Consider the following 22,566-nt stretch of genomic DNA (forward strand, 5'->3'; position numbering starts at 1 on the left):
CAAACGATACGGAAGGAAGACACGCAGGCCGCGACAGGCCCGCTACAGTGCGAGGCCTTCGCTCTCGGCGAACTCGGTCAGCTTCTGCCGCATCGAGAAGCTGCCGGCAGGCGCGGCGAGCCACTCGGCCATCTTCGCCTCGGCCTTGGCGGCGTCGAGCTCGAGGATCATCGCCTTTACGGGACCATGCGCGGTCGCCGACAGCGACAGCGAGCGGTAGCCGAGCGCGATCAGCGCCAGCGCACCGATCGGCTTTGAGGCCATCTCGCCGCACAACGACACCGAGCGCTTGGCGGCCTTGGCCTTGCACACGATCTCCCGCAGCGCGCGCAGGATCGGCGTCGACAGCGTATCGAACCGCTCGGAGACCTTGGCGTTGCCGCGGTCGACCGCGAAAAGGAACTGGAACAAATCGTTGGAACCGACCGAGATGAAGTCGACCTTCGCGAGCAGCTCGTCGAGCTGATAGAGCAGTGCCGGCACTTCGAGCATGGTGCCGATGTCGACGCGCTCCGGCAGCGTATGGCCGTGCTGGCGCAGATAAGTCAGCTCGCGCTCGACGATCGCTTTCGCGGTGTCGAACTCGGCGACCTCCGAGATCATCGGGAACATGATGCGCAGCGAGCGGCCACCGCCGGCGCGCAGCAGCGCGCGGATCTGGCCGCGCAGCAGGCCCGGACGATCGAGCCCGAGGCGGATCGCGCGCCAGCCGAGCGCGGGATTTTCCTCGATCACCGTCTCCATGTAGGGCAGCGCCTTGTCGCCGCCGATGTCGAGTGTCCGGAACGTGACAGGCCTGTTGCCGGCGGCGTCGAGCACCGTGCGATACAGCGCGAGCTGATCGCTGGAGCGCGGCAGGCTGGCTGACACCATGAATTGCAGCTCGGTGCGGAACAGGCCGATGCCGGCGCTTCCGGTGTCCTCGATATGCGGCAGGTCGATCACCAGGCCCGCATTGATCATCAGCTCGACCGGCTGGCCGTCCTTGGTCTTGCAGGGCTTGTTGCGCAGCTCGCTGTACTGCGCCTGGCGGCGGGCGCGGAAGCGCACCCGCTCGGCATAGGCGGATTCGATCTCCGCCGACGGCCGCACATAGATCGAGCCGGAGGTGCCGTCGACGATGATGGCGTCGCCGGGGTCGGCGATGCCGGGCGCGTTCGGCACCTCGCCGACGGCGGGAATGCCGAGCGCGCGGGCGACGATCGCGACATGCGAGTTGGCGGTGCCTTCCTCCAGCACCAGGCCACGCAGCCGCTTGCGGTCGTAGTCGAGCAGGGCGGCCGGGCCCATCGCGCGCGCGATCAGGATGGCATTGTCGGGCAGGTGGTCGCGGCTCGGCGCATGGTCCTGGCCGACCAGTTGGCGCAGCAGGCGGTAGCCGAGATCCTCGAGGTCGTGCAGGCGCTCGCGCAAATAAGGATCGGTCGAGCGCAGCATGCGCGCACGGGTGTCGGACTGCACGCGCTCGACGGCGGCCTCGGCGGTGAGGCCGGTGGCCACCGCCTCATGCAGCTTGTGCGACCAGCCCTGGTCGTTGGCGAACATGCGATAGGCTTCGAGCACCTCGCGATGCTCGCCGCCATCGGCAACGTCGCCGCGCTCCAGCATGCGATCGAGATCGGCGCGCAGCTTCACCAAGGCAGCATCGAGCCGCTTGATCTCTTTCGGCAGGTCCTCGGCGATGTAGTTGTTGACGACGACGCGCGGCTCGTGGAGCACGACATGGCCGAGCGCGATGCCATCCGACAGCACCGCGCCGGTCTTGTGGATCGAGTGCCGGACGGCCGGCTCGGCGCCGGGCTGCGCGAGCGCTGCGAGCTCGCCGGAGGCGATCATCTCGGCGAGCACCATCGCGGTGGTCTGCAGCGCCTCGACCTCTTCCTCGACATAGGTGCGCTTGGCGCGGTTCTGCACCACCAGCACGCCGAGCGTGTTGCCGGCGCGCAGGATCGGCACGCCGAGGAAGGAATGGTAGATCTCTTCGCCGGTCTCCGGCCGATACGAGAAGGCCGGGTGATTCTGCGCGTCGCTCAGATTGAGCGGGGTGGCCTCGCTGGCGACGAGGCCGACGAGGCCCTCATGCGCGCTCAGCACCGTCATGTGGACGGCGTCGCGGTTCAGACCTTCGGTGGCATAGAGCTCGAGCGTGTTGTCGACGCGCAGCACATAGACCGAGCAGACCTCCGCGACCATGTTGGCCGCGATCAGCACCACGATCTTGTCGAGCCGCTCCTGTGCCGAGACCTGCTCCGCCATGGTCTCGCGAAGCCGTCTGAGCAGGACGCGGGGGCCTCCCGACGTGCTTCGCATGTGGCACAATCCCCCTTCCTGGGGCCAGTCCGGCGCGCGGCCGAGCTGGCGCTAAAGTCGCGAAATCGAACAGCTTTCTTGATTCGCTACCGTCGCACGTCGAGGGTGCCGAGTCGAATCAGGACAACCATCACTGGAGCACTTTTCGCGGCAGCCATCCTGCGAGGCGTATAGCGAATTAGGGCTTGTTTTGCCAAGCAAAACGCCTGCCACCAGCGACGGCTTCAACGGCTTTCGCGCACGTCTGCGCGATGTCCCGCTGTTACAGAACGGGACACCGGCGCGATGGGGGAGATTTTTCTAGGCCTGGTCCAGTCCGTAGAGCGTATGCAGCGTGCGGACGGCCAGCTCGGTATAGGCGGCGTCGATCAGCACCGAGAACTTGATCTCGGAGGTGGTGATCGCGCGGATGTTGATGTTGCGGGCGGCGAGCGCCGCAAACCCCTTGGCGGCCACCCCGGCATGGCTGCGCATGCCCGAGCCGATCACCGAGACCTTGGCGACGTCGGTGGCGGTGTCCAGGCGCTGGTAGCCGATCTTGTCCTTGGCGGCCGTGATGGTCTCGCGGGCCCGGTTATAGTCGGTCGCCGGCACGGTGAAGGTCAGATCGGTGGTCTTGCCGTCCTCGGAGACGTTCTGGACGATCATGTCGACGTTGATGTTGGCGTCCGCCAGCGGCCCGAAGATCGAGGCCGCGATGCCCGGCTTGTCCTCGATCTGGCGCACCGAGATCTGGGCCTCGTCCTTGGAGAAGGCGATGCCGGTCACGACGTGATTTTCCATGATTTGTTCCTCGCTGCAGATCAGCGTCCCCGGCGGCTGCTTGGCGTGCGGGTCGATATCTTCTGGCTTGTCGAATGAGGAGCGGACGAAGATCGGCATGTTGTGGACCATGCCGAGTTCCACCGAGCGCACCTGCAGCACCTTGGCGCCCTGGGACGCCAGCTCCAGCATGTCCTCGAAGGCGATCTTGTCGAGCCGCTTGGCCTTCGGCACCACGCGCGGGTCGGTGGTGTAGACGCCGTCGACGTCGGTATAGATGTCGCAGCGGTCGGCCTTGATCGCGGCGGCGATCGCCACTGCGGAGGTATCCGAGCCGCCCCGGCCGAGCGTGGTGATTCGCCCGGTCTCCGCATTGATGCCCTGGAAGCCGGCGATGACCGCGACCTCCTTGCGCTCCTGGAACCGTTGGATCAGCTCGCTGCCGTCGATGTCGACGATTCGCGCCGAGGCGTGGGCGTCGCTGGTCTTGATCGGGATCTGCCAGCCCTGCCAGGAGCGGGCCTGGATGCCCATGCTCTGCAGCACGATCGCCAGCAGGCCGGATGTGACCTGCTCACCCGAGGCCACCACGGCGTCGTATTCGCGCGCGTCGTGCATCGGCGAGGCTTCGGTGCACCAGGCCACCAGCTCGTTGGTCTTGCCCGACATCGCCGAGACGACGACGGCGACCTCGTGACCGGCATCCACCTCGCGCTTGACGTGGCGCGCGACGTTGCGGATGCGGTCGATGTTGGCGACGGAGGTGCCGCCGAATTTCAGCACGAGGCGACCCATGACGACGCGCTCATTCCCATCAGGAGGATAAGTTGACCGGCCCGCGCGGAAACCGGAGGCGCGCCAGCCGAAACGCGCGTATACATAGCGGCGCGGCCGGGGGCAAGACGGTTCCTTGTGGTGATGGAGTGGGGTAGAGGACTGGCATGGCGCGTTACATCGACGAAATCCTCCAGCCTGGCGAGAAGGTGCTTTATTCGACCAATGCGCATTGGGTGTTCTATCTGCCGGCGATCGGGGCCTGGATCGTCGTGTTTGGGTTGCTCGTCCTCTCCCGCATGACGCTCAACGAGAACCTCATCATGCTCTGCCTGGCGACAGCGGCCGTGATGGCGCTGGTGTCGCTGTATTGGACGGTCCGGGCCTGGTTCCATCGCCTGACCACCGAGACCGACGTCACCAATCGCCGGGTCGTTCACAAAACCGGTTTCATTCGCCGCCGTACCTTCGAGATCGCGCTCGACAAGGTCGAGAGCGTCGACGTCAACCAGACCATTGCCGGACGCATTCTCAATTACGGAGACGTGACCATCAAAGGCGTTGGCGAAGGTCACGAGAAGATCCCGACGATCGCGGAGCCGCTGGCGTTCCGCAGCGCCATCACGGCGCGCTAGCGCGCTGCCGTCCCGTTTCGATCATGAGTAGTCACCGATGACAATGCCTCAGGATTCCCGCAGCAGCCCTGTTTCTCCAGGCTCGACCGTCGATCCCGCGGAGATCGCAAAGTTCTCGAAACTGTCCGAGACCTGGTGGGACCCCAAGGGCAAGATGGCGCCCTTGCACAAGATCAACCCGCTGCGCCTGACCTACATCCGCGACGCCGCGTGCCGGAAGTTCGAGCGCAACGCCAAGAGCCTCAACTGCCTGTCGGGCCTGCGCATGCTCGACATCGGCTGCGGCGCCGGCCTGTTGTGCGAGCCGTTCACGCGGCTGGGCGCCCAGGTCGTCGGCGTCGATCCCTCCGCCAGCAACATCGCGGCGGCGAAGCTTCATGCGGAGAAGGGGCATCTGTCGATCGACTATCGCTGCACCACGATCGAGGAGATGGACCCGCGCGAGCGCTTCGACATCGTGCTGGCGATGGAGGTCGTCGAGCATGTCACCGACGTCAGCGCCTTCCTCGGCCGCTGCGCCGCGGTGCTCAAGCCGGGCGGCCTGATGGTGGTCTCGACCCTGAACCGCAATTGGAAGAGCTTCGCGCTCGCCATCGTCGGCGCCGAATATGTCCTCCGCTGGCTGCCGCGCGGCACCCATGAATGGAGCAAGTTCGTCACCCCGGACGAGCTGACCAAATACCTGCTCGACAACCGCCTCGTCATCACCGAGCAGAGCGGCGTTGTCTACAGCCCCTTCGCCGACCGCTGGAGCCTGTCGGGCGACATGGACGTGAACTACATGGTGGTCGCCGAGCAGATGGTGTAGCGGCCATTCGTTTAGGCCAGCATCTCGCTCCACGAAGGGTGTCGTCCCGGACCTTCGCTGCAAGCCTGACATGCGGCTGATCTGCCGCATGTGCTGTTGACCCGGCGCGCCGCGCTGGTCACGGTGGCGGTCCCTCACATCCGACCGTGCCTCATGCTCTCCATCGCCTCGCTCTGGATTCCCTTCACCCTCGTCGCTGCCGCCGGACAGGTGGCGCGCAATGCGATGCAGCGGTCGCTGACGGCCAAGCTTGGCACGTGGGGCGCGACCAATATCCGTTTTCTGTTTGGCTTTCCGTTCTCGCTGCTGTTCCTCGCGGTGGTGCTGCTCACGACCGGCGATCATCTGCCCTGGCCGCCGGCTTCGTTCTGGCCCTGGCTGCTGCTCGGGGCGTTGAGCCAGATCATCGCGACCGGGCTGATGCTGCTGGCCATGACCGATCGCTCGTTCGTGGTGACGACCGCTTATCTGAAGACCGAGGCGATCCAGACGGCGATCTTCGGCTTCATCTTTCTCGGCGATCCGCTGTCGTTGCCGAAGCTCGTCGCGATCCTGATCGCCACGATCGGCGTCGTCATCACCGCGCTCAGGCCGGGCGGCGAGAAGAGCTTCGCGGAGCTGAAGCCGACCGTGACGGGTCTCGTCGCAGCGGCTGCCTTCGCGCTGTCGGCGGTCGGCTTCCGCGGCGCCATCATCACCGTCGAAGGCGTGTCCTTCGTGACCGCGGCGTCCTATACGCTGGTCTGGGGCCTGTTCGTGCAGACGGCGATCCTGACCGTCTATCTGCTGGCGCGTGCGCCCGACATCCTGCGCGGCATCCTGTCACTGTGGCGGCCGTCGATGATGGCCGGCTTCGTCGGCGCCTTCGCCTCGCAGTTCTGGTTCCTGGCGTTCGCGCTGACGGCGGCAGCGAACGTCCGCACCTTGGCGCTGATCGAGGTGCTGTTCGCGCAAGGGGTGTCATACTACTCGTTCAAGCAGCCGGTCTCGCTGCGCGAGATCTGCGGCATCTCGCTGATCGTGGCGGGTGTCGCGCTGCTGATCGCGGTGTAGTCAGCCCTTGATCGCGATCAGCACGGCGCCGCAGGCGATCAGCGCGATGCCAATCCAGCCCTGCAGGCTGGGCCGCTCGCCGAGAAAGACCACGCCGAACAACGCGACGAGGACGACGCTGAGCTTGTCGATCGGTGCCACCAATGTCGCCGGTCCAAGCTTCAAGGCGCGGAAGTAGCACAGCCAGGACGCGCCGGTGCCGAGCGCCGAGAGCGTTAGGAAAATCCAGCTCTTCGTCGAGATCGGTCCCGGAGTTGTGAGCTGGCCGGTCGCGAACAGGATCAGGGCCAAGGTCACCAGCACGATCGCCGTGCGGATCAGGGTGGCGAGATCGGAGTTGAGGCCCTCGACGCCGACTTTGGCGAAGATCGCCGTCAGCGCGGCAAAGAATGCGGAGAGCAGCGCCCAGAGTTGCCAGGAAGATGAGAGAGGGGACATCGTGATCTCGCAGAGCAAGGTCGCAGTTCAGGTCGAGATCTCTCAACCGTCATTGCGAGCGGAGCGAAGCAATCCAGGGCTGCGCGCGGGGCTCTGGATTGCTTCGCTGCGCTCGCAATGACGGAGATTGGAACGAGAGCTCGCATCAAATTAGCGTGGTTCATGATCGGCACGAGCCCGCGCCGTCATTCCAGCACGTCAATTCCGATCGTCCGGCAGCACCGGAATCGGCGCCACCTCGATGCCTTCCTCGATCAGCTCGCGGGCTTCGTCGAGCGAGGCCTCGCCGTAGATCGGCCGATGCTCGGTCTCGCCGTAATGCATCTTGCGCGCCTCGGTCGGGAAGCGGTCGCCGACATCGTCGGCGTTCTTGACGATATGATCGCGCAGCTCCTTCAGCTTGGCGCGCAGCTCGCGCTCCTGCGCCATCAGCAGCGAGGTCGGTCCGGGCGGAATCACCTCCTGCGCCGGCACCGGCGCAGGAGCGGCGGGCACGGGCGCGAGTTCGCGGCCCTTCTTGCTGACGATGCGCGGCGCCATGATCGCTTTCTCGATCCTCGTCGAGCCGCAGGTCGGGCATTCCACCAGCTTGCGCTTCACCTGGGAGTCGTAAGCCGAGGAGCTCTGAAACCAGCTTTCGAACGTGTGGTCACGCTCGCAGCGCAACGCGTAGCGGATCATGCCGAGCCCCGCACGAGGTGCAGATAGTCCGGGCCGCCCTTGGGGTCGGCGATGCCGAAGCGGCGGCCGTGCTGCAGCGAGGGGATGGTCTGGCGCACGCTCTCGACCCGTGCCGGATCGATCTTGGCGACGATCACGCCGGGCTCGACGCCGCCCTCGGCGAGGATCTCGCCCCAGGGATCGATGATCAGTGAATGACCGAACGTCTCGCGCTTGTTCTCGTGCAGGCCGCATTGGGCGGCGGCGAACACGAAGCAGCCGGTCTCGATGGCGCGGGCGCGTAGCAAGGTGTGCCAATGCGCCTCGCCGGTCTTGCGGGTGAAGGCGGAGGGCACGCTGATGAACGACGCGCCGCTCTCGGCCAGCGCGCGATACAGCGCCGGAAAGCGCACGTCGTAGCAGATCGTGAGGCCCAGGCGTCCCCACGGCAGATCGCTGATGACCGCCGTCTCGCCGGGCTGATAGTTCGCCGACTCGCGGTAGCTCTCGCCGCCCGGCAGGTCGATGTCGAACATGTGGATCTTGTCGTAGCTCGCCAGCACGTTGCCATCCGGCCCGATCAGGAACGAGCGATTCACCGCCTTCTCAGGCGAGAAGCGCAGCGCCAGCGAGCCGATATGCAGGTGGATGTTCAGCTCCTTGGCGAGCGCGCGATAGGCCTTGAGCGAGGGATCGTCGTCCTCGCTCTTGAGCTGCTCGAACAGCGCCGTCCGGTTGAGCTGCATCATGTTGCTCACTTCCGGCGTCTGGACGTATTGGGCGCCTTGCGCAACCGCTTCCCGGATCAGCCTGGTGCCCTGCTCGAGGCTCGGCTCGGGCAGCAGCGAGGTGCGCATCTGCACCATGGCGGCGGTAAAGCTGCGGTCGTTGCTCATGATGTCGCCTTGTCTCCAGCCAGCATGGCGTCGAGCCGGCCCTCGCGGTCGAGCGCATAGAGGTCGTCGCAGCCGCCGACATGGGTCTTGCCGATGAAGATCTGCGGGAAGGTCGAGCCCGGGCCGACGCGATCATACATCTGCTGCCGAACGTTCGGATCCTTGCCCGCGTCGTATTCGGTGAAGGTAACGTTCTTGCGGGTCAGGAGCGATTTGGCGGCCGTGCAGTAGCCGCACCCCGGACGGGTATAGATTTCGATCGCAGCGGTCATGTCGCGCTCAGCTGTTGCGGAAGTGTCAGATTATATGGGAGCGCGGGGCGCATCGACAACCCGGGCGAAGACGAGCACGCCGACCTCGGCCGCCTTGGCGCGCAGCAGAGCGCGGGCGCAGGCATCCACGGTGGCGCCGGTGGTCAGGACGTCGTCGACGATCACGATGCGGCGCCCCTGGACGTCGTGCAGGCGGTCTGAGGATACCTGGAATGCGCCCTGCACATTGCTAGCGCGCTGAGCCCGGGACAGCCCGACCTGCTGCTCCGTGGCGCGGACCCGGCGCAGCGTGTCGCCGCTCATCCGGACGCCGCTCGCGCGGGCGACAACCCGGGCCAGCGCGCCGGACTGGTTGTAGCGACGGGAAAAGCCCCGCCGCCAATGCAAGGGCACGGGGACCACGAGGTCGGCTTCGGCCAGCAGCTCGCGGCCGGCGCGGGCCATCCAGCGTCCCATGATCGGCGCGAGGTCGGTGCGATCCTGATATTTTAGCTGATGCACCAGCGTGCGCGCGACCTCGTCATAGCGCACGGCGGCCCGGGCGCGGGCATAGGCCGGCGGCGCCGCGATCGCCTCCATGGACAGTAGCTCAGGGCCGGGATCGTAGACGAAGGGAATGCCGAGCTTCGGGCAATAGGGCCGCTCGATGAACGACAATTTGCCCCAGCACGCCGCGCAGACGCCCTCGCCCTCGACCGGCTCGCGGCAGGCGATGCACAGGGTCGGCAAGGCAATATCGAGCGCGAGCTTGGCTAGATGGCCGCAGGCGCCACGGGCGGCGTTCGCCGCGGCACGGAGTTGCGCGATCCCGATTGGAGCAAAGTTGAGGCTCATGGATTGAGGCTAGCCGCGCGGCCGATGCGGCTCAAGCGGCGCATTGCCCGTTCCCGAGGATCGGCGTAACCAGCCCCACATGACACAGCCTGCCACCGCTCCTACTCTGTTCGATCGTTCGCTGCTCGCGCTGAGGCTGCGGCGGGCGGCGAGGGCACCGGAGACCTTCTTGCTCGAGCGCGTGGCGGAGGATCTCGCAGATCGCCTTGCCGCGGTGAACCGCTCCTTCCAATCGGCTGCCGACATCTGGACGCCAGGCGATGGCCTGAGGTCGCATCTGGCCGGACAGGTCGCGGAGCTCGCGCATGTCGCTCCGCCCGACACGGCGACCGAGACGCTGCCGTTGCAACCGCAGTCGCTCGATCTCGCGCTGTCGGCGCTGGCGTTCCAGTTCGTCAACGATCTTCCCGGCGTGCTCGCGCAGATTCGCCGCGCGCTGCGGCCCGACGGTCTGTTGCTGGCGGCGATGATCGGCGGCGACACGCTGACCGAGCTCCGGCAAAGTTTCGCGGCGGCCGAGGCTGAATGCGAGGGCGGCGTGTCGCCGCGGGTCGCGCCTTTTGCCGATCTGCGCGACATCGGTGGCCTGCTGCAGCGGGCCGGCTTCGCGCTGCCGGTGACGGACGTCGACCGGGTCGTGGTCCGCTATGCCAGCGCGTTCGGGCTGATGCAGGACCTCCGCCGCATGGGCGCGGCCAACAGCCTGGTCGAGCGCCGCCGCACGCCGCTTCGCCGTGCAACCCTGCTGCGCATGGCCGAAATCTACGCCGAGCGTTTTGCCGATCCCGACGGCCGCCTCCGCGCCACCTTCGACATCATCTGGATCTCCGGCTGGGCGCCGCATGACAGCCAGCAGAAGCCGCTGAAGCCGGGCTCGGCAACCACGAGTTTGGAGGCGGCGGTGAGGAAAGCTGGCCGGGACTAGACTTTCTCCCGACGGCTGCGCCTTATAGCCGTCGCCCATCAAATCGCACGGTATCGCCTGCCATGCTTACCCAGATCAGCTACGTCGCGGTCTATGTCGCCGACCAAAGAGCTGCACTTGACTTCTATGTCGGTACGCTCGGATTTGAGCTGCGGCATTGCTCGCCCGGCGGCATCATCAATTGGGGATATGACCTGACCGTGGGCCTGCCCGGGCAACGCATGGCGCTGCAACTCACCTTACGCCCGCCCGGCGATACCTCGCGCAGCAGCCCCCCGATCATGCTGAGCTGTACGGATTTGGAGCAGACCTACGACGCGCTGCTTGCAAAGGGAGTTCGCTTCCACTGTCACCTCAATGGCGGGCTTGAATTCGTGTCGTTCCACGATCCAGACGGCAATGAGTTTTACATTTCCGATAACAACCAACGCTGGATCGATGAAGACGCCCTTGTAAGGATGAAACAAGGGATTCCGGACGGGCTATAACCGCGCCCGGAGAAACATCGCTGCGCGATCGTCACAGCAGCAGATCCGTGAGATGCGGCAGCAGCGGAATGTCCGCCGGTGGCATCGGATAATCGCGCAGCTTGTTCGGCCGCACCCACGCCAATTGCTGGCCCTCGCGCGCGGTCACCAGGCCTTCCCAGCGCCGGCAGATGTACAGCGGCATCAGCAGATGGAACGTCTCATAGGCGTGGCTGGCAAAGGTCAGCGGCGCCAGACACGCCTCGCGCACGGTGATGCCGAGCTCCTCGTCGAGCTCACGGATCAGGCTCGCCTCCGGCCGCTCGCCCGGCTCGAGCTTTCCGCCGGGAAATTCCCAGAGGCCGGCGAGCGTCTTGCCGGGCGGCCGTTGCGCCAGCAGCACGCGGTTGTCGGTGTCGACGAGGGCGCAGGCGACCACGAGAGTGAGTTTCAAGTCAGGCATGATCCGGTCGGTGTTCGGCGCGCGGCGCGCTCATTCAAATTCGAAGAGGCGGCCGCGCCTGTTGAGGGATTGTTAACCTAGGCCGTTTCGAGCCGTGATTCCACGATTGAAATAAGCCGACCTTAACGGGCCGACGCGTATTTTCACGGGTGTCCGCCGTGACTCCCTCATGGTTCGTTAGGCATCTTTCATGCGAATTCTCTCCAGCCTGCTTGCTCGTTTGCGTCGCGACGTCAGCGGCAATGTCGCGGTGACGTTCGCCATCGTCTGCGTTCCCGTGATCGCCGCCGTCGGCTGCGGCATCGATTACAGCCGCAACAACCAGATGCGCGCCAAGCTGCAGTCCGCGGTGGATGCGGCCTCGGTCGGCGCGGTGTCGCGGACATCACCGGCCTTCATCGCCGCCGGCTCCATGACCGGCGACGGTCCGATCGCCGTCGGCAACGACGATGCGCGCAAGATCTTCAACGGCAACATGTCCGGCACGACCGGCTACACGCTGAACAGCCTCACGCCTGACGTGAAGAAGGCCGGCGCGGTGGTGACCGCCACGGTGTCGTTCACGGCCACGGTGCCCACGATGTTCATGAGCATCGTCGGCTTCAAGACCATGACCTTGCAGGGCTCGTCGACGGCGAAGGCCTCGATGCCGAAATACATCGATTTCTACCTGCTGCTCGACAATTCACCCTCGATGGGCGTCGCGGCGACACCCGACGACGTGACCAAGATGGTCAACAACACTTCGGACAAGTGCGCCTTCGCCTGCCACGACTACAACGATTCGAACAACTATTATAATCTCGCGAAGAAGCTCGGGGTCACCACGCGCATCGACGTGCTGCGCAGCGCCACCCAGCAGCTGATGGACAAGGCCACGTCCACGCAGACTTATCCCAATCAGTTCCGCATGGCGCTGTATGATTTCGGCGCGGCGTCGAAGACGATCGGCCTGCGCGCTCTGTTCGCGCTGTCGGCCAATCTGTCGAGCGCGAAGACCGCCGCCGGGAATATCGACCTGATGGGCGTCTACGGCAACAACGACGCCTATACGGCCGACAAGGATACGCCGTTCTCGACCGTCTTCCCGGCCATCAACAACGAGATCTCGACGCCCGGTGACGGCACCACCGGCTCGCCGCTGAAATATCTGTTCTTCGTCTCCGACGGCGTCGCCGACGAAAGCAATGCCGCCTGCCTGAAGGCCAAGGGCGAGCGGCAACCGCTGCCAGTCGCCGCTCAATCCGGCGCTCTGCACCACGCTGAAGAATCGCGGCATCAAGATCGCGGTGCTCTACACCACCTATCTGCAGCTGCCGACCAACAAATGGTACATGGACTGGATCGATCCCTTCAACAAGGGCCCGTTCGGTCCGTCGCCAAACAGCGAGATTGCGCAGAACATGCAGGCGTGCGCGTCCGAAGGATACTACACCGAGGTGTCACCCACCCAGGGAATCTCCGAGGCATTGAGGAAGCTGTTCGACAGGGCGGTGGCCGACGCACGTATCGCGAGTTGATCGAAGCGTCGCTGCAATCCGAAGCATGCATTGATCGCGCCTACGCCTTGAGGTGAACTCCCCGGGGCATGTCGCCCTGGGGGAAATCAAAATGATCAAAGCAGCAGCGCTCTCGTCTGTCATGCTCCTGGCGTTGTCGGCGGGCGCTTCGGCCGAAAATTGCCGGGTGCCAACGATCCGCACCTTGGAGAACCAGACGGTTCAAGGACACATGTTTGCCAGGACGGGCAGGTCCTGCAGCATCATCGTCCTCGGCTCGCGCGGGCCGATGTCCGGCGTCCGCGTGGTAGCCTCGCCGAGCCACGGCACGGTTGCCGTCGAGGGACAAAAGATCGTCTACCGCTCGACCCCGGGCTACGTAGGCGAGGACCATTTCGCCTACGAGCGCAGGGGCGCTGATGCGGTCAACAAGCCGGTGACCAAGGGTGTCGAGGTCACCGTCCATGTCAGCAGCGAGAAGATCTGAAGGCTGCGCTCAGGAGCGGTAGTCGCCGTTGATCGCGACATACTCCTTGGTGAGGTCGCAGGTCAGCACGCGGTCGCGGCCCTTGCCGAGACCGAGTGCGACCTTGATCTGGATGGTCTGCGCCTTCATCGCCTCGGAGACCTCGGTCTCGTCATAGGACGGATCGCGGGCGCCTTTTGAGGCCACGCGGATGCCGTTGAAGGAGATCGAGAGCTTGTCGCGGTCGGCCGGCTCGCCGGCCTTGCCGACGGCCATCACGACGCGGCCCCAATTGGCGTCCTCGCCGGCGATCGCGGTCTTCACCAGCGGCGAGTTGGCGATCGACATCGCGATTCTGCGCGCCGATTGTTTGGTCGTGGCGCCCTCGACGATGATCTCGACCAGCTTGCGCGCACCTTCGCCGTCGCGCGCGACCTGCTCGGCGAGGTCGGCGAGCACAGCGTTGAACGCCTTCACGAAGGCCTTGGCATTGGGATCGCTGATCTTGCTGATCTTCGTCGCACCCTTGGCTGCGGCCGCGCCGGTGGCAAAGGCCAGCAGCGTGTCGGAGGTCGAGGTGTCGCCGTCGATCGTCACCGCGTTGAAGGTATCCTCGACGCCGGCCTTGAGCAGCGCCTGCAGGGCAGGGGCGGTGATCGGTGCGTCGGTGAAGATGAAGGACAGCATCGTCGCCATGTCGGGCGCGATCATGCCGGCGCCCTTGGCCATGCCGTTGATCGTCACCTTGGTCTTGCCGAGCTTGACGGTGGCGGTCGCGACCTTCGGGAAGGTGTCGGTGGTCATGATGGCGCGCGCCGCGCCCATCCAGTCCTCAGGCGCAGCCGTGCCGGCGAGGCCTTCGAGCACGCCGTCGAACTTGGTGGCGTCGAGCGGCTCGCCGATCACGCCGGTCGAGGCGAGGAAGATCTCGTCCTGCTTGCAGCCGACCGCCTTGGCGGCGATCGAGGCCGTCAGCGCCGTCGACTGCTTGCCGGTCTTGCCGGTGAAGGCGTTGGCGTTGCCGGAATTGACCACCAGCGCGCGCGCCTTGCCGCCCTTCAGCTTGGCGCGGCACCATTCGACCGGGGCCGAGGGGCATTTGGATTTGGTGAACACGCCGGCCACGGTCGTGCCGGGATCGAGCAGCGCCAGCAGCACATCGGTGCGGTTCTTGTAGCGGATGCCGGCCGCGGCAGTCGCGAGCCTGACGCCGGCGAGCGCCGGCATATCGGGGACTTCGGTCGGGGCGAGCGGGGAGACGGCAGAGGACATCAGAGGGGCTTCCGGCAGGATGGCGGGAAGCGCTCTGTATCATCTCGATTGACGTTGTGGGAGTGGATGTCTACACGCCCACAGCCGTCATCCCGGCGTACGCCGGGATCCATAACCACAGGGTTCAGTTGTAAGCCGCGGGACTGGCCGCGTGCCCGTTTCCAACATCACGCGGTTTGGGTCCCGGCGCGGAGGCCGGGACGACACCTTTTGTGACGCGGCGGTTACGGCTCTCTAACAAATCAGTGACGAGCCCCGCCGCGCTTAACCAATCCGCTTACTTCTTCGCCGGCTCGGCCGGCTTCGCGTCGGCCGGCTTCGCGGCGTCGCCCGCCGGCTTGTCCAGGCGCTCGATCTTCGCGGCCTCGCGCAGCTTGCTGACATAGTCGGCCTGGGCCTTGCGGGTCACGTAGGTCTCGATCTGGCTCTTGACCTGATCGAACTCCGGCGGCTTGCGGTTGCGCTTCTCCTCGACCTTGATGATGTGCCAGCCGAACTGGGTCTTCACCGGATCGGAGATCTTGCCCGGCTCCATGCTGAACGCGACGTTGGCGAATTCCGGGACCATCTGCTCCTTGGTGAAGAAGCCGAGGTCGCCGCCATCCGAGGCGCCCGGATCCTTCGACTTCTTCTTGGCCAGCTCGGCGAAGTCGGCGCCCTTGGCGAGCTCGGCCTTGACGGCCTTGGCCTCGTCCTCGGTCTCGACCAGGATATGGCGCGCATGCACCTCCTGCTCGCCGCCGATCTGCTTGGAGGCCTCCTCATAGACCTTCTTCATCGCGTCCGGCGTGGTCGCGGCCTTGCCCTCGCTGGCGAGCAGGCTGTCCATGAGCAGGCGGTTGCGGGTGAAGGCGAGGCGCTTCTTGAAGTCCTCGCTGTCGGCGACCTTCTTGTCCTCGGCCGCCTTGGAGACGAGCTTCATGTCGATCAGGAACGACAGCACGTTGTCGTCCTTGGTCGCCGGGTCCATCTGGGCGAGGCTCGGCCCGAGCTCCTCCTCCGCGAGCGCGACGTCGCTCTTGCGGATCTCGGCGCCGTTCACCTTGGCCAGCACCGGGTTGGCATCGTCGGCGGCGCGCGCGGGGGCGACCAGCAGGGACAATGCGAGACTGCCGGCAAGAGCGGTGGCAAGGCCGAAGCGCAGGCCGGTTTTCGTAACCGGGAACGACGTGGTCATGGAAAATCCTTGTTCTGAAGAGGGGCTCGAGGGGCGTTACCTCTGGGCGGCGGGGACACTCGCCCAATCGCGGTGCCTTGGCAACGCGAAAAGTCTGTCAATTTCGTGAAATCGGCGACAGGTTAAGGGCCGACGTCTCGCTGTCGGGCGCCGTTGACAACGTTCCCCCCCAGCCATATCTCTGCCCGGTCGCTACAAGGGCGATAGCGCTTATTTTGCTGCGTTTTTGGCCGTTGACCCCTGGTTTGCTCGTCTCCCGCTCATCCGACGGCCGCCTCAAGGCGCCGAAGTCGAGCCTGGCGCGTGTGCTGCGGTGCATCACGCCGGGAACAGCAAAGCCAAAGCATGAGTTACGGCTGCAACGCAGACCCACAGAGGCAGGATTTCAGCAATGATCGGCGCGCTCGCCCGTAAGCTTTTCGGCTCATCCAACGACCGCCGGGTCAAGGGCTACCAGTCCCGCGTCAACGCGATCAACGCGCTGGAGCCGGAGCTCGTCAAGCTGACCGACGAGCAGCTGAAGGCGCGCACTGAGGAGTTCAAGAAGCAGCTCGCCGAAGGCAAGACGCTCGACGACCTCCTGGTCCCGGCCTTCGCCACCGTGCGTGAGGCCTCCAAGCGTACCCTCGGCCAGCGCCATTTCGACGTGCAGCTGATCGGCGGCATGGTGCTGCACGAGGGCGACATCGCCGAGATGAAGACCGGCGAAGGCAAGACCTTGGTGGCGACGCTCGCGGTCTACCTCAACGCGCTCGCCGGCAAGGGCGTCCACGTCGTGACGGTGAATGATTACCTCGCTCGCCGCGACGCCGGCTGGATGAGCCAGATCTACGGCTTCCTGGGTCTCACCACCGGTGTCATCGTGCACGGCCTCGACGATGCCGAGCGCAAGGCGGCCTATGCCTGCGACATCACCTACGGCACCAACAACGAATACGGCTTCGACTATCTGCGCGACAACATGAAGTACCGGCTGGAGGAGATGGTCCAGCGCGGCCACTTCTTCGCCATCGTCGACGAGGTCGACTCGATCCTGATCGACGAGGCGCGCACGCCGCTGATCATCTCCGGCCCGCTCGACGACCGCTCCGATTTCTACAACACGATCGACACCTTCGTGCCGAAGCTCGACAAGACCGATTACGAGGTCGACGAGAAGCAGCGCACGGTCACCTTGACCGAAGCCGGCATGGAGAAGATCGAGACCCTGCTGCGCGACGCCGGCCAGCTCAAGGGCGAGTCGCTGTACGACGTCGAGAACGTCTCCGTCGTGCACCACATCAACCAGGCGCTGCGCGCGCACACGCTGTTCACCCGCGACAAGGACTATATCGTCCGCGACGGCGAGGTCGTGATCATCGACGAGTTCACCGGCCGCATGATGCCGGGCCGGCGCTATTCCGAAGGCCTGCACCAGGCGCTGGAGGCCAAGGAGCACCAGCCGGTGCAGCCCGAGAACCAGACGCTGGCCTCGATCACCTTCCAGAACTACTTCCGCATGTACGAGAAGCTCGCCGGCATGACCGGCACGGCCGCGACCGAGGCCGACGAGCTGTTCGACATCTACAAGCTCGAGGTCGTCGAGATCCCGACCAATCTGCCGGTCGCGCGTCTCGACGAGGACGACGAGGTCTACCGCACCCAGCAGGAAAAATACGCCGCCATCCTCGCCGAGATCGAGCGCGCCAATTCGCGCCTGCAGCCGGTGCTGGTCGGCACCGCCTCGATCGAGAAGTCCGAGGTGCTCGCTGCCTATCTCAAGCAGCATGGCTACAAGCAGATCGATTTCGGCAGCGAGCGCGCGCTCGACAAGCTCTATGCCGCCGCACGCGCCGGCAAACCGGCAAAACTGTTCGCGGTGCTGAACGCGCGCTTCCACGAGCAGGAGGCCTATATCGTGGCCGAGGCCGGCGTCCCCGGCGCGATCACGATCGCGACCAACATGGCCGGCCGCGGCACCGACATCAAGCTCGGCGGCTCCTTGGAGATGCGTATCCAGCAGGAGACCGGCGGCATCACCGACGAGGCCGAGAAGGCCGCCAAGATCGAGCAGATCAAGGCCGACATCGCCCGCTTCCGCGAGATCGTGCTGAAGGCCGAGGAGACCGTCGAGATCGAGCCCGCCAAGGGCTCCAAGCCGGCGAAGACCGTGACCAAGCCCGGCGGCCTCTACATCATCGGCTCCGAGCGCCATGAATCCCGCCGCATCGATAACCAGCTGCGCGGCCGCTCCGGCCGCCAGGGCGATCCCGGCCGCTCGAAGTTCTTCCTGTCGCTGGAAGACGATCTGATGCGCATCTTCGGCTCGGACCGTCTGGACAGCATGTTGACCCGCCTCGGCCTGAAGGAAGGCGAGGCCATCATCCATCCCTGGATCAACAAGGCGCTGGAGAAGGCGCAGCAGAAGGTCGAGGCGCGCAACTTCGACATCCGCAAGAACCTGCTCAAATTCGACAACGTCCAGAACGATCAGCGCAAGGTGATCTTCGACCAGCGCGTCGAGCTGATGCAGGACGAGAGCGTGGTCGAGACCATCACCGACATGCGCCACGCCTTCATCGACGATCTCGTCAGCAAGCACGTGCCCGAGCATGCCTATGCCGAGCAGTGGGACGTCGTCGGCCTGAAGGACGAGCTAAAGCGCGTGCTCGACCTCGATTTGCCGGTGGAGGATTGGGCCAAGGAAGAGGGCATCGCCGACGAGGAGCTGCTCAAGCGCATCGAGACCCATGCCGACGAGCGCATGGCCGCCAAGGTCGCCCAATGGGGCCCCGACGTGATGCGCTACGTCGAGAAGACCATCCTCTTGCAGACGCTCGACCATCTCTGGCGCGAGCATCTGATCATGCTCGACCATCTGCGCCAGGTCATCGGCCTGCGCGGCTACGGCCAGCGCGATCCGTTGCAGGAGTACAAGTCGGAAGCCTTCACGCTGTTCGAGGCGATGATCGCCCATCTGCGCGAGGCCGTCACCGCCCAGCTGATGCGCGTCGAGATCGTGCCGCCGGAGGAGCAGCAGCCGGTGCTGCCGCCGATGCAGGCGCACCACGCCGATCCGAACACGGGCGAGGACGAGATGGCCTTCGCCAACGTCTCGCTCGTGCCGTCGTCCGGTGCCGCCCCGGTCCCGGCCGAAGCGCGCAACCCGAACGACCCGACAACGTGGGGCAAGGTCGGCCGCAACGAGGACTGCCCCTGCGGCTCAGGCAAGAAGTACAAGCACTGCCACGGCCGCTATGCTTAGCCAATAAGATCAACGGGTTAGACAATTCGACTGTTCAGAACTGCGTCGTTTTTGTCTAGCTGTTGAAAGCATATCGATCCTGGTGGTGCTTGCCGGACTTCAGGGGGCACCACGAATGGACGGCGCTCGCTATCTCGAAGATGGCCGACTCACAGTTTTTCGGCGTAACGGCACCTATTACGCCCGCCTACGACTTTCACCGGGGAAATACGTCACACGGTCGCTGAAGACGACGGTCGAGGAGAGTGCCGTCCAGCTCGGCCGAAGGCTGCTGTTCCAGTTGGAGCAGAGAGCCGAGCAGGGCCTTCCGGCGAAATCCAAATTGTTCGCTGCCGTCATCGACGACTACATTCGCTTTCGTGAGCGGGATCACGTTCACGGCAAGACTTCGGCAGGGATGCTGCGGCAAATCAGGCGGGTTTCGAAGTTCTGGCGGGAGTATGTAGGGCCACTGGCAGTCGAGGCTATCGATGACAAGGTGATGCGGGAGTTCATTCCGTGGCGCCGGGATTATTATGCCTCGTTCGACAAGCTTCCGAAGAACGCTAAGCGGCATCCGACGGACAAGACCCTTCAGTGGGACATGATGCTCGGCAAAGCCATGGTGAAGTGGGCTGCCGAGCGGGGCCTCCGAGGCAGCAAGCCAGCGATCACCCTAACGTTCACTCCGAAGAAGAAGCGGGTACGGCCGGCGTTTGAGCAGTGGGAATACCGCAAGCTGTGGCGTACGCTTTGCGGCCGTATTGAAACAGCAAGAGATGTTCGCACTCGCAAAAGTCGGGAGCTATTGCGGATCTATGTTCTCGTCTTAGCGAATTCTGGCATCAGAACAGGTGAGGCTAACAACCTACGTGTTCGAGATGTTCATCCGTTTACGGACGAAAAAGGTCGTAAGAACTTCCGCCTTGTCGTCCGAGGAAAAACAGGAGAACGGGATGCGATCGTAAGAGCAGTCGCAGCCAAACGGTTAGACAAATTCTTGACAAAGCGAAGGGAGGAGGATTCTGACGGCTTGCTGTTCGTCATGCCTGACGGATCTAAGATCATCACGCTCATCGACCAGCTAAATGCGGCGCTGCGAGACGCTCGGATCGAGCGGAGCAGCTTCGGCGAAAAGTACACCGTTTACAGCTTACGACACTTCTATGCTGTGAATGCACTGCGCAGCGGAATTGGAGTCTTCGAGGTTGCTCGTAACATGGGAACATCGGTACAGATGATACAGGAATATTACGGAAAGCAAGCTACACCGAGCGTGTTTGCCACTAGACTCGGCGATTAACCGTTGTATCCGTCGGCCTTCAAGACGCAATGATCCCCGACAATACTCTGTCTTAAGACTCTGGACATCTCGGCAGGACCAGTCATGCCCGTCGATCTACATTTCATCTGCAGACACGGTCAGAATCATGTTCACCTGGGGCATCAGATTCACGAAACCGGAAATTGGGTTGTATCCGATGAGGTGGCGAATAGCGCAATAGGTGGCCGCTTGTATCTCCATGAACGGCAGGCAGATCGTGCGTGGCATGGTGGTGCCATTCTGGAGTGGCGGCAAGCCACCGATCCATCCCGCAAAATATTCAAGTATCAGGTTGATGGTGAGTTTCGGATTTTATGTCCCGGCAGGTGGGCGCAAGAGAAAGCTATTATTCGCCGCTGACGCGACGTTTTTCACGCTTCGTCAATTCTGCCCCTAATAAGCAGCTTGGCTACGACGGCCGACACCTGATTTTCGTATCCTCTACTTGCCATGACTTTTAGTCGATTTCGCAGCCAATTCTCATCCCAGAGCAGCCATCCATTTTCTGCGAAATGATCTCTTAGTTTACCTCGATCAACTTCATTGGCGATTCGACCGCATGCCAAGCAAAGCGTTACCGATGGTTCGGCCGAGCATGCGCCGGATTCAGCAAGTTGCAGTCTCAACCTTCGAAAAACGACCTCTCGGAGTTGGGGTCTATTGAAGAGCTTAAATCTATTCGCTTCCTTCTCGTTAGATCCATCAAATCCGTAGAACCTGACTCCCGGATTATCGAGGTAGCTTTTGCACTCGACTGCCAAAAGTGAATTTTCGTTCGCCTTGTATGCAACAACATCGAGCTCCCATCGCGGGGCCGAAGGAAGTCCAATCTCTCTCTTTTCTTCCTTGGTAAGTTCGACTTTTACGGACGTACGAACCCAATATCCTTCCTGCCAGAGAATTTCAGACACTACTTGTTCAAAAGAATCCATATGTGCCCAATCCTCGTTGGGTAAAGTCCGTCCATCCCTCCACCGCTAACCAGACTTTCTGCCTGCCTTGGGAAATTTAAGCAGTTCAGCCGGTTCAACGTCGAGCGTCGACGCGAGCTTCTCAATAATCTTTAGGCTAGCGTAAAACACGCCCTTCTCAAGCTGGCTCAAGTATCCCCTGCTAATGCCTGCTTCATAAGCAAGCTCATCCTGCGAGAGACCCTTCGCATTCCGTAGCCGACGCAAATTCGTCGCGAAAACTTCCCGCAAGTCCATGCGGGAAGCATCCAATCTTGTTCAGTATATTGCACCTCGATATACTGAACAAAAATCGCTAAATCAATAGGACCGGTCGCCAGCCAGATGTGCGGCGCTGATTGCAGGGGTTGAGGCAGATGAACAAGATCGGAAGAGCGGTTTCGTATGCGGGGGCCTTCGGCCTCGGTTGGCTAGTTGGGAACGGCTACTATGTTGCGCAGGCTGACAGATTTCGGTTGATGCAGCCGATTGCCGAGCATCTTACTTTCGCATTCCAAAAGGCGCCGTTCGGCCCGCAAAAGGCCGATGAGGGAGATCATCCAGATCTGGCACGTGGAGCCGACGGGTCGATGCCTGAGGAGAAGCGAGCGGAACAGGACGAGGAAAGTCGATCCGCAGCGACGAACGAACTTGAGCTACGTTCACTTGGAAGCAGGGCCGTCAACGAGGGTATCACCAAGGAACGGTACGTGCTGCACTCATATCTGCAGCTGACGAATGTTTCAAACAGAACGATCAAAATAGAGGAGTGGTGGATTAATCGGCGCCGGGGCGTCACACTGTGCTCTAAGACCATTGAAATGGAGGATAGTCTCTCAAACGAAGCAGCAAAGCTCAAGCGGGAAGCGGGCAAGGATATTTCGGGCCTTTTTGGCCGGCAGTTGCGCCCTTTACAGCCGGGTGAGTTTTTGACCCTCGACGTCAACAACGATTACTGCGGAAGTGTTTTCAGGGTTGACGTCAGGACCGACCGACAGACGGAATTCTGGACGGTACAATAGTCGTTCGCCGGATTGCCCTTTGCTATCTCTATGGGACGAGGCGCTCTAACCGAAAACGGCATAGGACCATGCAACTATCCCTGCAGCCGATGGACGAGCTACTGCGCTGCCTGTCATCTCAGCAGGCTAAACAGCGACCATCCAAACAACCCCAGCCCTGAGAGAGTGAGAATAACAAAGATAGAGAGCCAAAGCCTGGCTAGAGAGAGGCGAGAACCAATGAGTGGTGAGCTAGCAGCTCTTGCCTCCCGATTGACTTTAGAGAGAAGGTCGGACGAGTAAGCTCGCTCATAACCTTCTAGAGCAAGTCTCGCTCGATGCCTCTGAAGTACAATG

22 protein-coding genes and 1 pseudogene are annotated in these 22,566 nt (G+C 63.4%); 10 read left to right on the top strand and 13 right to left on the bottom strand.

Annotated elements, in window-relative coordinates; translation table 11 throughout:
• Window positions 1–42: 42 nt before the first annotated feature.
• Both ptsP and ACVILH_RS08990 read right to left on the bottom strand, forming a co-directional pair.
• A complete protein-coding gene (gene ptsP / locus ACVILH_RS08985) occupies window positions 43–2,310 on the bottom strand; it encodes a phosphoenolpyruvate--protein phosphotransferase (protein WP_456712569.1) in 2,268 nt (755 codons plus the stop codon).
• A gap of 300 nt (window positions 2,311–2,610) precedes the next feature.
• Window positions 2,611–3,867 carry an aspartate kinase gene (locus ACVILH_RS08990; protein ID WP_456712570.1) on the bottom strand — a complete coding sequence of 419 codons (1,257 nt, stop codon included), beginning with the start codon at window positions 3,865–3,867 and terminating at the stop codon, window positions 2,611–2,613.
• Between the two features lie 146 nt (window positions 3,868–4,013).
• Here ACVILH_RS08990 and ACVILH_RS08995 point away from each other — a divergent pair, with 146 nt between their 5' ends.
• The 3 genes from ACVILH_RS08995 to ACVILH_RS09005 all read left to right on the top strand — a co-directional run bounded on the left by ACVILH_RS08995 (window position 4,014) and on the right by ACVILH_RS09005 (window position 6,342).
• Complete coding sequence (locus ACVILH_RS08995) at window positions 4,014–4,481, top strand: PH domain-containing protein (RefSeq protein WP_456712571.1); 468 nt, start codon at window positions 4,014–4,016, stop codon at window positions 4,479–4,481.
• A 43-nt stretch (window positions 4,482–4,524) separates the two neighbouring features.
• Window positions 4,525–5,289, top strand: coding sequence for a bifunctional 2-polyprenyl-6-hydroxyphenol methylase/3-demethylubiquinol 3-O-methyltransferase UbiG (gene ubiG / locus ACVILH_RS09000; protein ID WP_456716913.1), 765 nt, complete (start codon window positions 4,525–4,527; stop codon window positions 5,287–5,289).
• A gap of 153 nt (window positions 5,290–5,442) precedes the next feature.
• Window positions 5,443–6,342, top strand: coding sequence for an EamA family transporter (locus ACVILH_RS09005; protein ID WP_456712572.1), 900 nt, complete (start codon window positions 5,443–5,445; stop codon window positions 6,340–6,342).
• On the opposite strand, the gene ACVILH_RS09010 is transcribed toward ACVILH_RS09005, so the two are convergent.
• From ACVILH_RS09010 to ACVILH_RS09030, 5 genes are all read right to left on the bottom strand, one after another.
• Complete coding sequence (locus ACVILH_RS09010; RefSeq protein ID WP_456712573.1) at window positions 6,343–6,780, bottom strand: EamA family transporter; 438 nt, start codon at window positions 6,778–6,780, stop codon at window positions 6,343–6,345.
• Window positions 6,781–6,978: 198 nt separating this feature from the next.
• Window positions 6,979–7,461, bottom strand: a complete 483-nt coding sequence (locus tag ACVILH_RS09015; protein ID WP_456712574.1) for a DUF1178 family protein — start codon at window positions 7,459–7,461, stop codon at window positions 6,979–6,981.
• Window positions 7,458–8,336, bottom strand: a complete 879-nt coding sequence (locus tag ACVILH_RS09020; RefSeq protein WP_456712575.1) for a carbon-nitrogen hydrolase family protein — start codon at window positions 8,334–8,336, stop codon at window positions 7,458–7,460. Before ACVILH_RS09020 ends, ACVILH_RS09015 begins: the two co-directional genes overlap by 4 nt.
• Window positions 8,333–8,608: a glutaredoxin 3 gene (gene grxC / locus ACVILH_RS09025; RefSeq protein ID WP_456712576.1), complete on the bottom strand. Its 276-nt coding sequence runs from the start codon at window positions 8,606–8,608 to the stop codon at window positions 8,333–8,335. Before grxC ends, ACVILH_RS09020 begins: the two co-directional genes overlap by 4 nt.
• Before the next feature lie 30 nt (window positions 8,609–8,638).
• Window positions 8,639–9,442 (bottom strand): ComF family protein, encoded by an 804-nt coding sequence (locus ACVILH_RS09030; RefSeq protein WP_456712577.1) that lies wholly within the window; start codon window positions 9,440–9,442, stop codon window positions 8,639–8,641.
• Between the two features lie 79 nt (window positions 9,443–9,521).
• On the opposite strand from ACVILH_RS09030, the gene ACVILH_RS09035 reads away from it, so the two are divergent.
• Window positions 9,522–10,367 carry a methyltransferase domain-containing protein gene (locus ACVILH_RS09035; protein WP_456712578.1) on the top strand — a complete coding sequence of 282 codons (846 nt, stop codon included), beginning with the start codon at window positions 9,522–9,524 and terminating at the stop codon, window positions 10,365–10,367.
• Between the two features lie 62 nt (window positions 10,368–10,429).
• A complete protein-coding gene (locus tag ACVILH_RS09040) occupies window positions 10,430–10,855 on the top strand; it encodes a VOC family protein (protein ID WP_456712579.1) in 426 nt (141 codons plus the stop codon).
• 31 nt (window positions 10,856–10,886) lie between these two features.
• On the opposite strand, the gene ACVILH_RS09045 is transcribed toward ACVILH_RS09040, so the two are convergent.
• Window positions 10,887–11,297 carry a (deoxy)nucleoside triphosphate pyrophosphohydrolase gene (locus ACVILH_RS09045; RefSeq protein ID WP_456712580.1) on the bottom strand — a complete coding sequence of 137 codons (411 nt, stop codon included), beginning with the start codon at window positions 11,295–11,297 and terminating at the stop codon, window positions 10,887–10,889.
• A 190-nt stretch (window positions 11,298–11,487) separates the two neighbouring features.
• Between ACVILH_RS09045 and ACVILH_RS09050 the strand changes: the two are divergent.
• A pseudogene (locus ACVILH_RS09050) lies at window positions 11,488–12,817 on the top strand (TadE/TadG family type IV pilus assembly protein).
• Between the two features lie 91 nt (window positions 12,818–12,908).
• A complete protein-coding gene (locus tag ACVILH_RS09055; protein WP_456712581.1) occupies window positions 12,909–13,283 on the top strand; it encodes an Ig-like domain-containing protein in 375 nt (124 codons plus the stop codon).
• Between the two features lie 9 nt (window positions 13,284–13,292).
• Here ACVILH_RS09055 and argJ read toward each other — a convergent pair whose 3' ends face one another.
• Both argJ and ACVILH_RS09065 read right to left on the bottom strand, forming a co-directional pair.
• Window positions 13,293–14,534 carry a bifunctional glutamate N-acetyltransferase/amino-acid acetyltransferase ArgJ gene (argJ, locus tag ACVILH_RS09060; RefSeq protein WP_456712582.1) on the bottom strand — a complete coding sequence of 414 codons (1,242 nt, stop codon included), beginning with the start codon at window positions 14,532–14,534 and terminating at the stop codon, window positions 13,293–13,295.
• Between the two features lie 277 nt (window positions 14,535–14,811).
• Window positions 14,812–15,711: a peptidylprolyl isomerase gene (locus tag ACVILH_RS09065; RefSeq protein WP_456712583.1), complete on the bottom strand. Its 900-nt coding sequence runs from the start codon at window positions 15,709–15,711 to the stop codon at window positions 14,812–14,814.
• 391 nt (window positions 15,712–16,102) lie between these two features.
• Between ACVILH_RS09065 and secA the strand changes: the two genes are divergently transcribed.
• Window positions 16,103–18,955: a preprotein translocase subunit SecA gene (gene secA, locus ACVILH_RS09070; protein WP_456712584.1), complete on the top strand. Its 2,853-nt coding sequence runs from the start codon at window positions 16,103–16,105 to the stop codon at window positions 18,953–18,955.
• Between the two features lie 115 nt (window positions 18,956–19,070).
• Window positions 19,071–20,237, top strand: coding sequence for a tyrosine-type recombinase/integrase (locus ACVILH_RS09075; RefSeq protein WP_456712585.1), 1,167 nt, complete (start codon window positions 19,071–19,073; stop codon window positions 20,235–20,237).
• 96 nt (window positions 20,238–20,333) lie between these two features.
• Here ACVILH_RS09075 and ACVILH_RS09080 read toward each other — a convergent pair whose 3' ends face one another.
• From ACVILH_RS09080 to ACVILH_RS09090, 3 genes are all read right to left on the bottom strand, one after another.
• On the bottom strand, window positions 20,334–20,486 hold the full coding sequence (locus ACVILH_RS09080) for a hypothetical protein (protein ID WP_456712586.1): 153 nt from the start codon (window positions 20,484–20,486) through the stop codon (window positions 20,334–20,336).
• 143 nt (window positions 20,487–20,629) lie between these two features.
• Window positions 20,630–21,190 carry a hypothetical protein gene (locus ACVILH_RS09085; RefSeq protein ID WP_456712587.1) on the bottom strand — a complete coding sequence of 187 codons (561 nt, stop codon included), beginning with the start codon at window positions 21,188–21,190 and terminating at the stop codon, window positions 20,630–20,632.
• A 45-nt stretch (window positions 21,191–21,235) separates the two neighbouring features.
• A complete protein-coding gene (locus ACVILH_RS09090; RefSeq protein WP_456712588.1) occupies window positions 21,236–21,466 on the bottom strand; it encodes a helix-turn-helix domain-containing protein in 231 nt (76 codons plus the stop codon).
• Window positions 21,467–21,585: 119 nt separating this feature from the next.
• Here ACVILH_RS09090 and ACVILH_RS09095 point away from each other — a divergent pair, with 119 nt between their 5' ends.
• A complete protein-coding gene (locus tag ACVILH_RS09095; protein ID WP_456712589.1) occupies window positions 21,586–22,230 on the top strand; it encodes a hypothetical protein in 645 nt (214 codons plus the stop codon).
• The last annotated feature ends 336 nt before the right edge of the window (window positions 22,231–22,566 follow it).

Source organism: Bradyrhizobium sp. USDA 4353 (assembly GCF_054063215.1).

Bases quoted from the DNA above. Each gene is read 5' to 3' on its own strand.
- ptsP (WP_456712569.1), bottom strand. From the start codon at position 2,310: ATGCGAAGCACGTCGGGAGGCCCCCGCGTCCTGCTCAGACGGCTTCGC.
- ACVILH_RS09075 (WP_456712585.1), top strand. From the start codon at position 19,071: ATGGACGGCGCTCGCTATCTCGAAGATGGCCGACTCACAGTTTTTCGG.
- ACVILH_RS09080 (WP_456712586.1), bottom strand. From the start codon at position 20,486: ATGCCACGCACGATCTGCCTGCCGTTCATGGAGATACAAGCGGCCACC.
- ACVILH_RS09040 (WP_456712579.1), top strand. From the start codon at position 10,430: ATGCTTACCCAGATCAGCTACGTCGCGGTCTATGTCGCCGACCAAAGA.
- ACVILH_RS09085 (WP_456712587.1), bottom strand. From the start codon at position 21,190: ATGGATTCTTTTGAACAAGTAGTGTCTGAAATTCTCTGGCAGGAAGGA.
- ACVILH_RS08995 (WP_456712571.1), top strand. From the start codon at position 4,014: ATGGCGCGTTACATCGACGAAATCCTCCAGCCTGGCGAGAAGGTGCTT.
- grxC (WP_456712576.1), bottom strand. From the start codon at position 8,608: ATGACCGCTGCGATCGAAATCTATACCCGTCCGGGGTGCGGCTACTGC.
- ACVILH_RS08990 (WP_456712570.1), bottom strand. From the start codon at position 3,867: ATGGGTCGCCTCGTGCTGAAATTCGGCGGCACCTCCGTCGCCAACATC.
- ACVILH_RS09005 (WP_456712572.1), top strand. From the start codon at position 5,443: ATGCTCTCCATCGCCTCGCTCTGGATTCCCTTCACCCTCGTCGCTGCC.
- ACVILH_RS09095 (WP_456712589.1), top strand. From the start codon at position 21,586: ATGAACAAGATCGGAAGAGCGGTTTCGTATGCGGGGGCCTTCGGCCTC.
- ACVILH_RS09090 (WP_456712588.1), bottom strand. From the start codon at position 21,466: ATGGACTTGCGGGAAGTTTTCGCGACGAATTTGCGTCGGCTACGGAAT.
- ACVILH_RS09035 (WP_456712578.1), top strand. From the start codon at position 9,522: ATGACACAGCCTGCCACCGCTCCTACTCTGTTCGATCGTTCGCTGCTC.
- argJ (WP_456712582.1), bottom strand. From the start codon at position 14,534: ATGTCCTCTGCCGTCTCCCCGCTCGCCCCGACCGAAGTCCCCGATATG.
- ACVILH_RS09065 (WP_456712583.1), bottom strand. From the start codon at position 15,711: ATGACCACGTCGTTCCCGGTTACGAAAACCGGCCTGCGCTTCGGCCTT.
- secA (WP_456712584.1), top strand. From the start codon at position 16,103: ATGATCGGCGCGCTCGCCCGTAAGCTTTTCGGCTCATCCAACGACCGC.
- ACVILH_RS09010 (WP_456712573.1), bottom strand. From the start codon at position 6,780: ATGTCCCCTCTCTCATCTTCCTGGCAACTCTGGGCGCTGCTCTCCGCA.
- ACVILH_RS09045 (WP_456712580.1), bottom strand. From the start codon at position 11,297: ATGCCTGACTTGAAACTCACTCTCGTGGTCGCCTGCGCCCTCGTCGAC.
- ubiG (WP_456716913.1), top strand. From the start codon at position 4,525: ATGCCTCAGGATTCCCGCAGCAGCCCTGTTTCTCCAGGCTCGACCGTC.
- ACVILH_RS09015 (WP_456712574.1), bottom strand. From the start codon at position 7,461: ATGATCCGCTACGCGTTGCGCTGCGAGCGTGACCACACGTTCGAAAGC.
- ACVILH_RS09055 (WP_456712581.1), top strand. From the start codon at position 12,909: ATGATCAAAGCAGCAGCGCTCTCGTCTGTCATGCTCCTGGCGTTGTCG.
- ACVILH_RS09030 (WP_456712577.1), bottom strand. From the start codon at position 9,442: ATGAGCCTCAACTTTGCTCCAATCGGGATCGCGCAACTCCGTGCCGCG.
- ACVILH_RS09020 (WP_456712575.1), bottom strand. From the start codon at position 8,336: ATGAGCAACGACCGCAGCTTTACCGCCGCCATGGTGCAGATGCGCACC.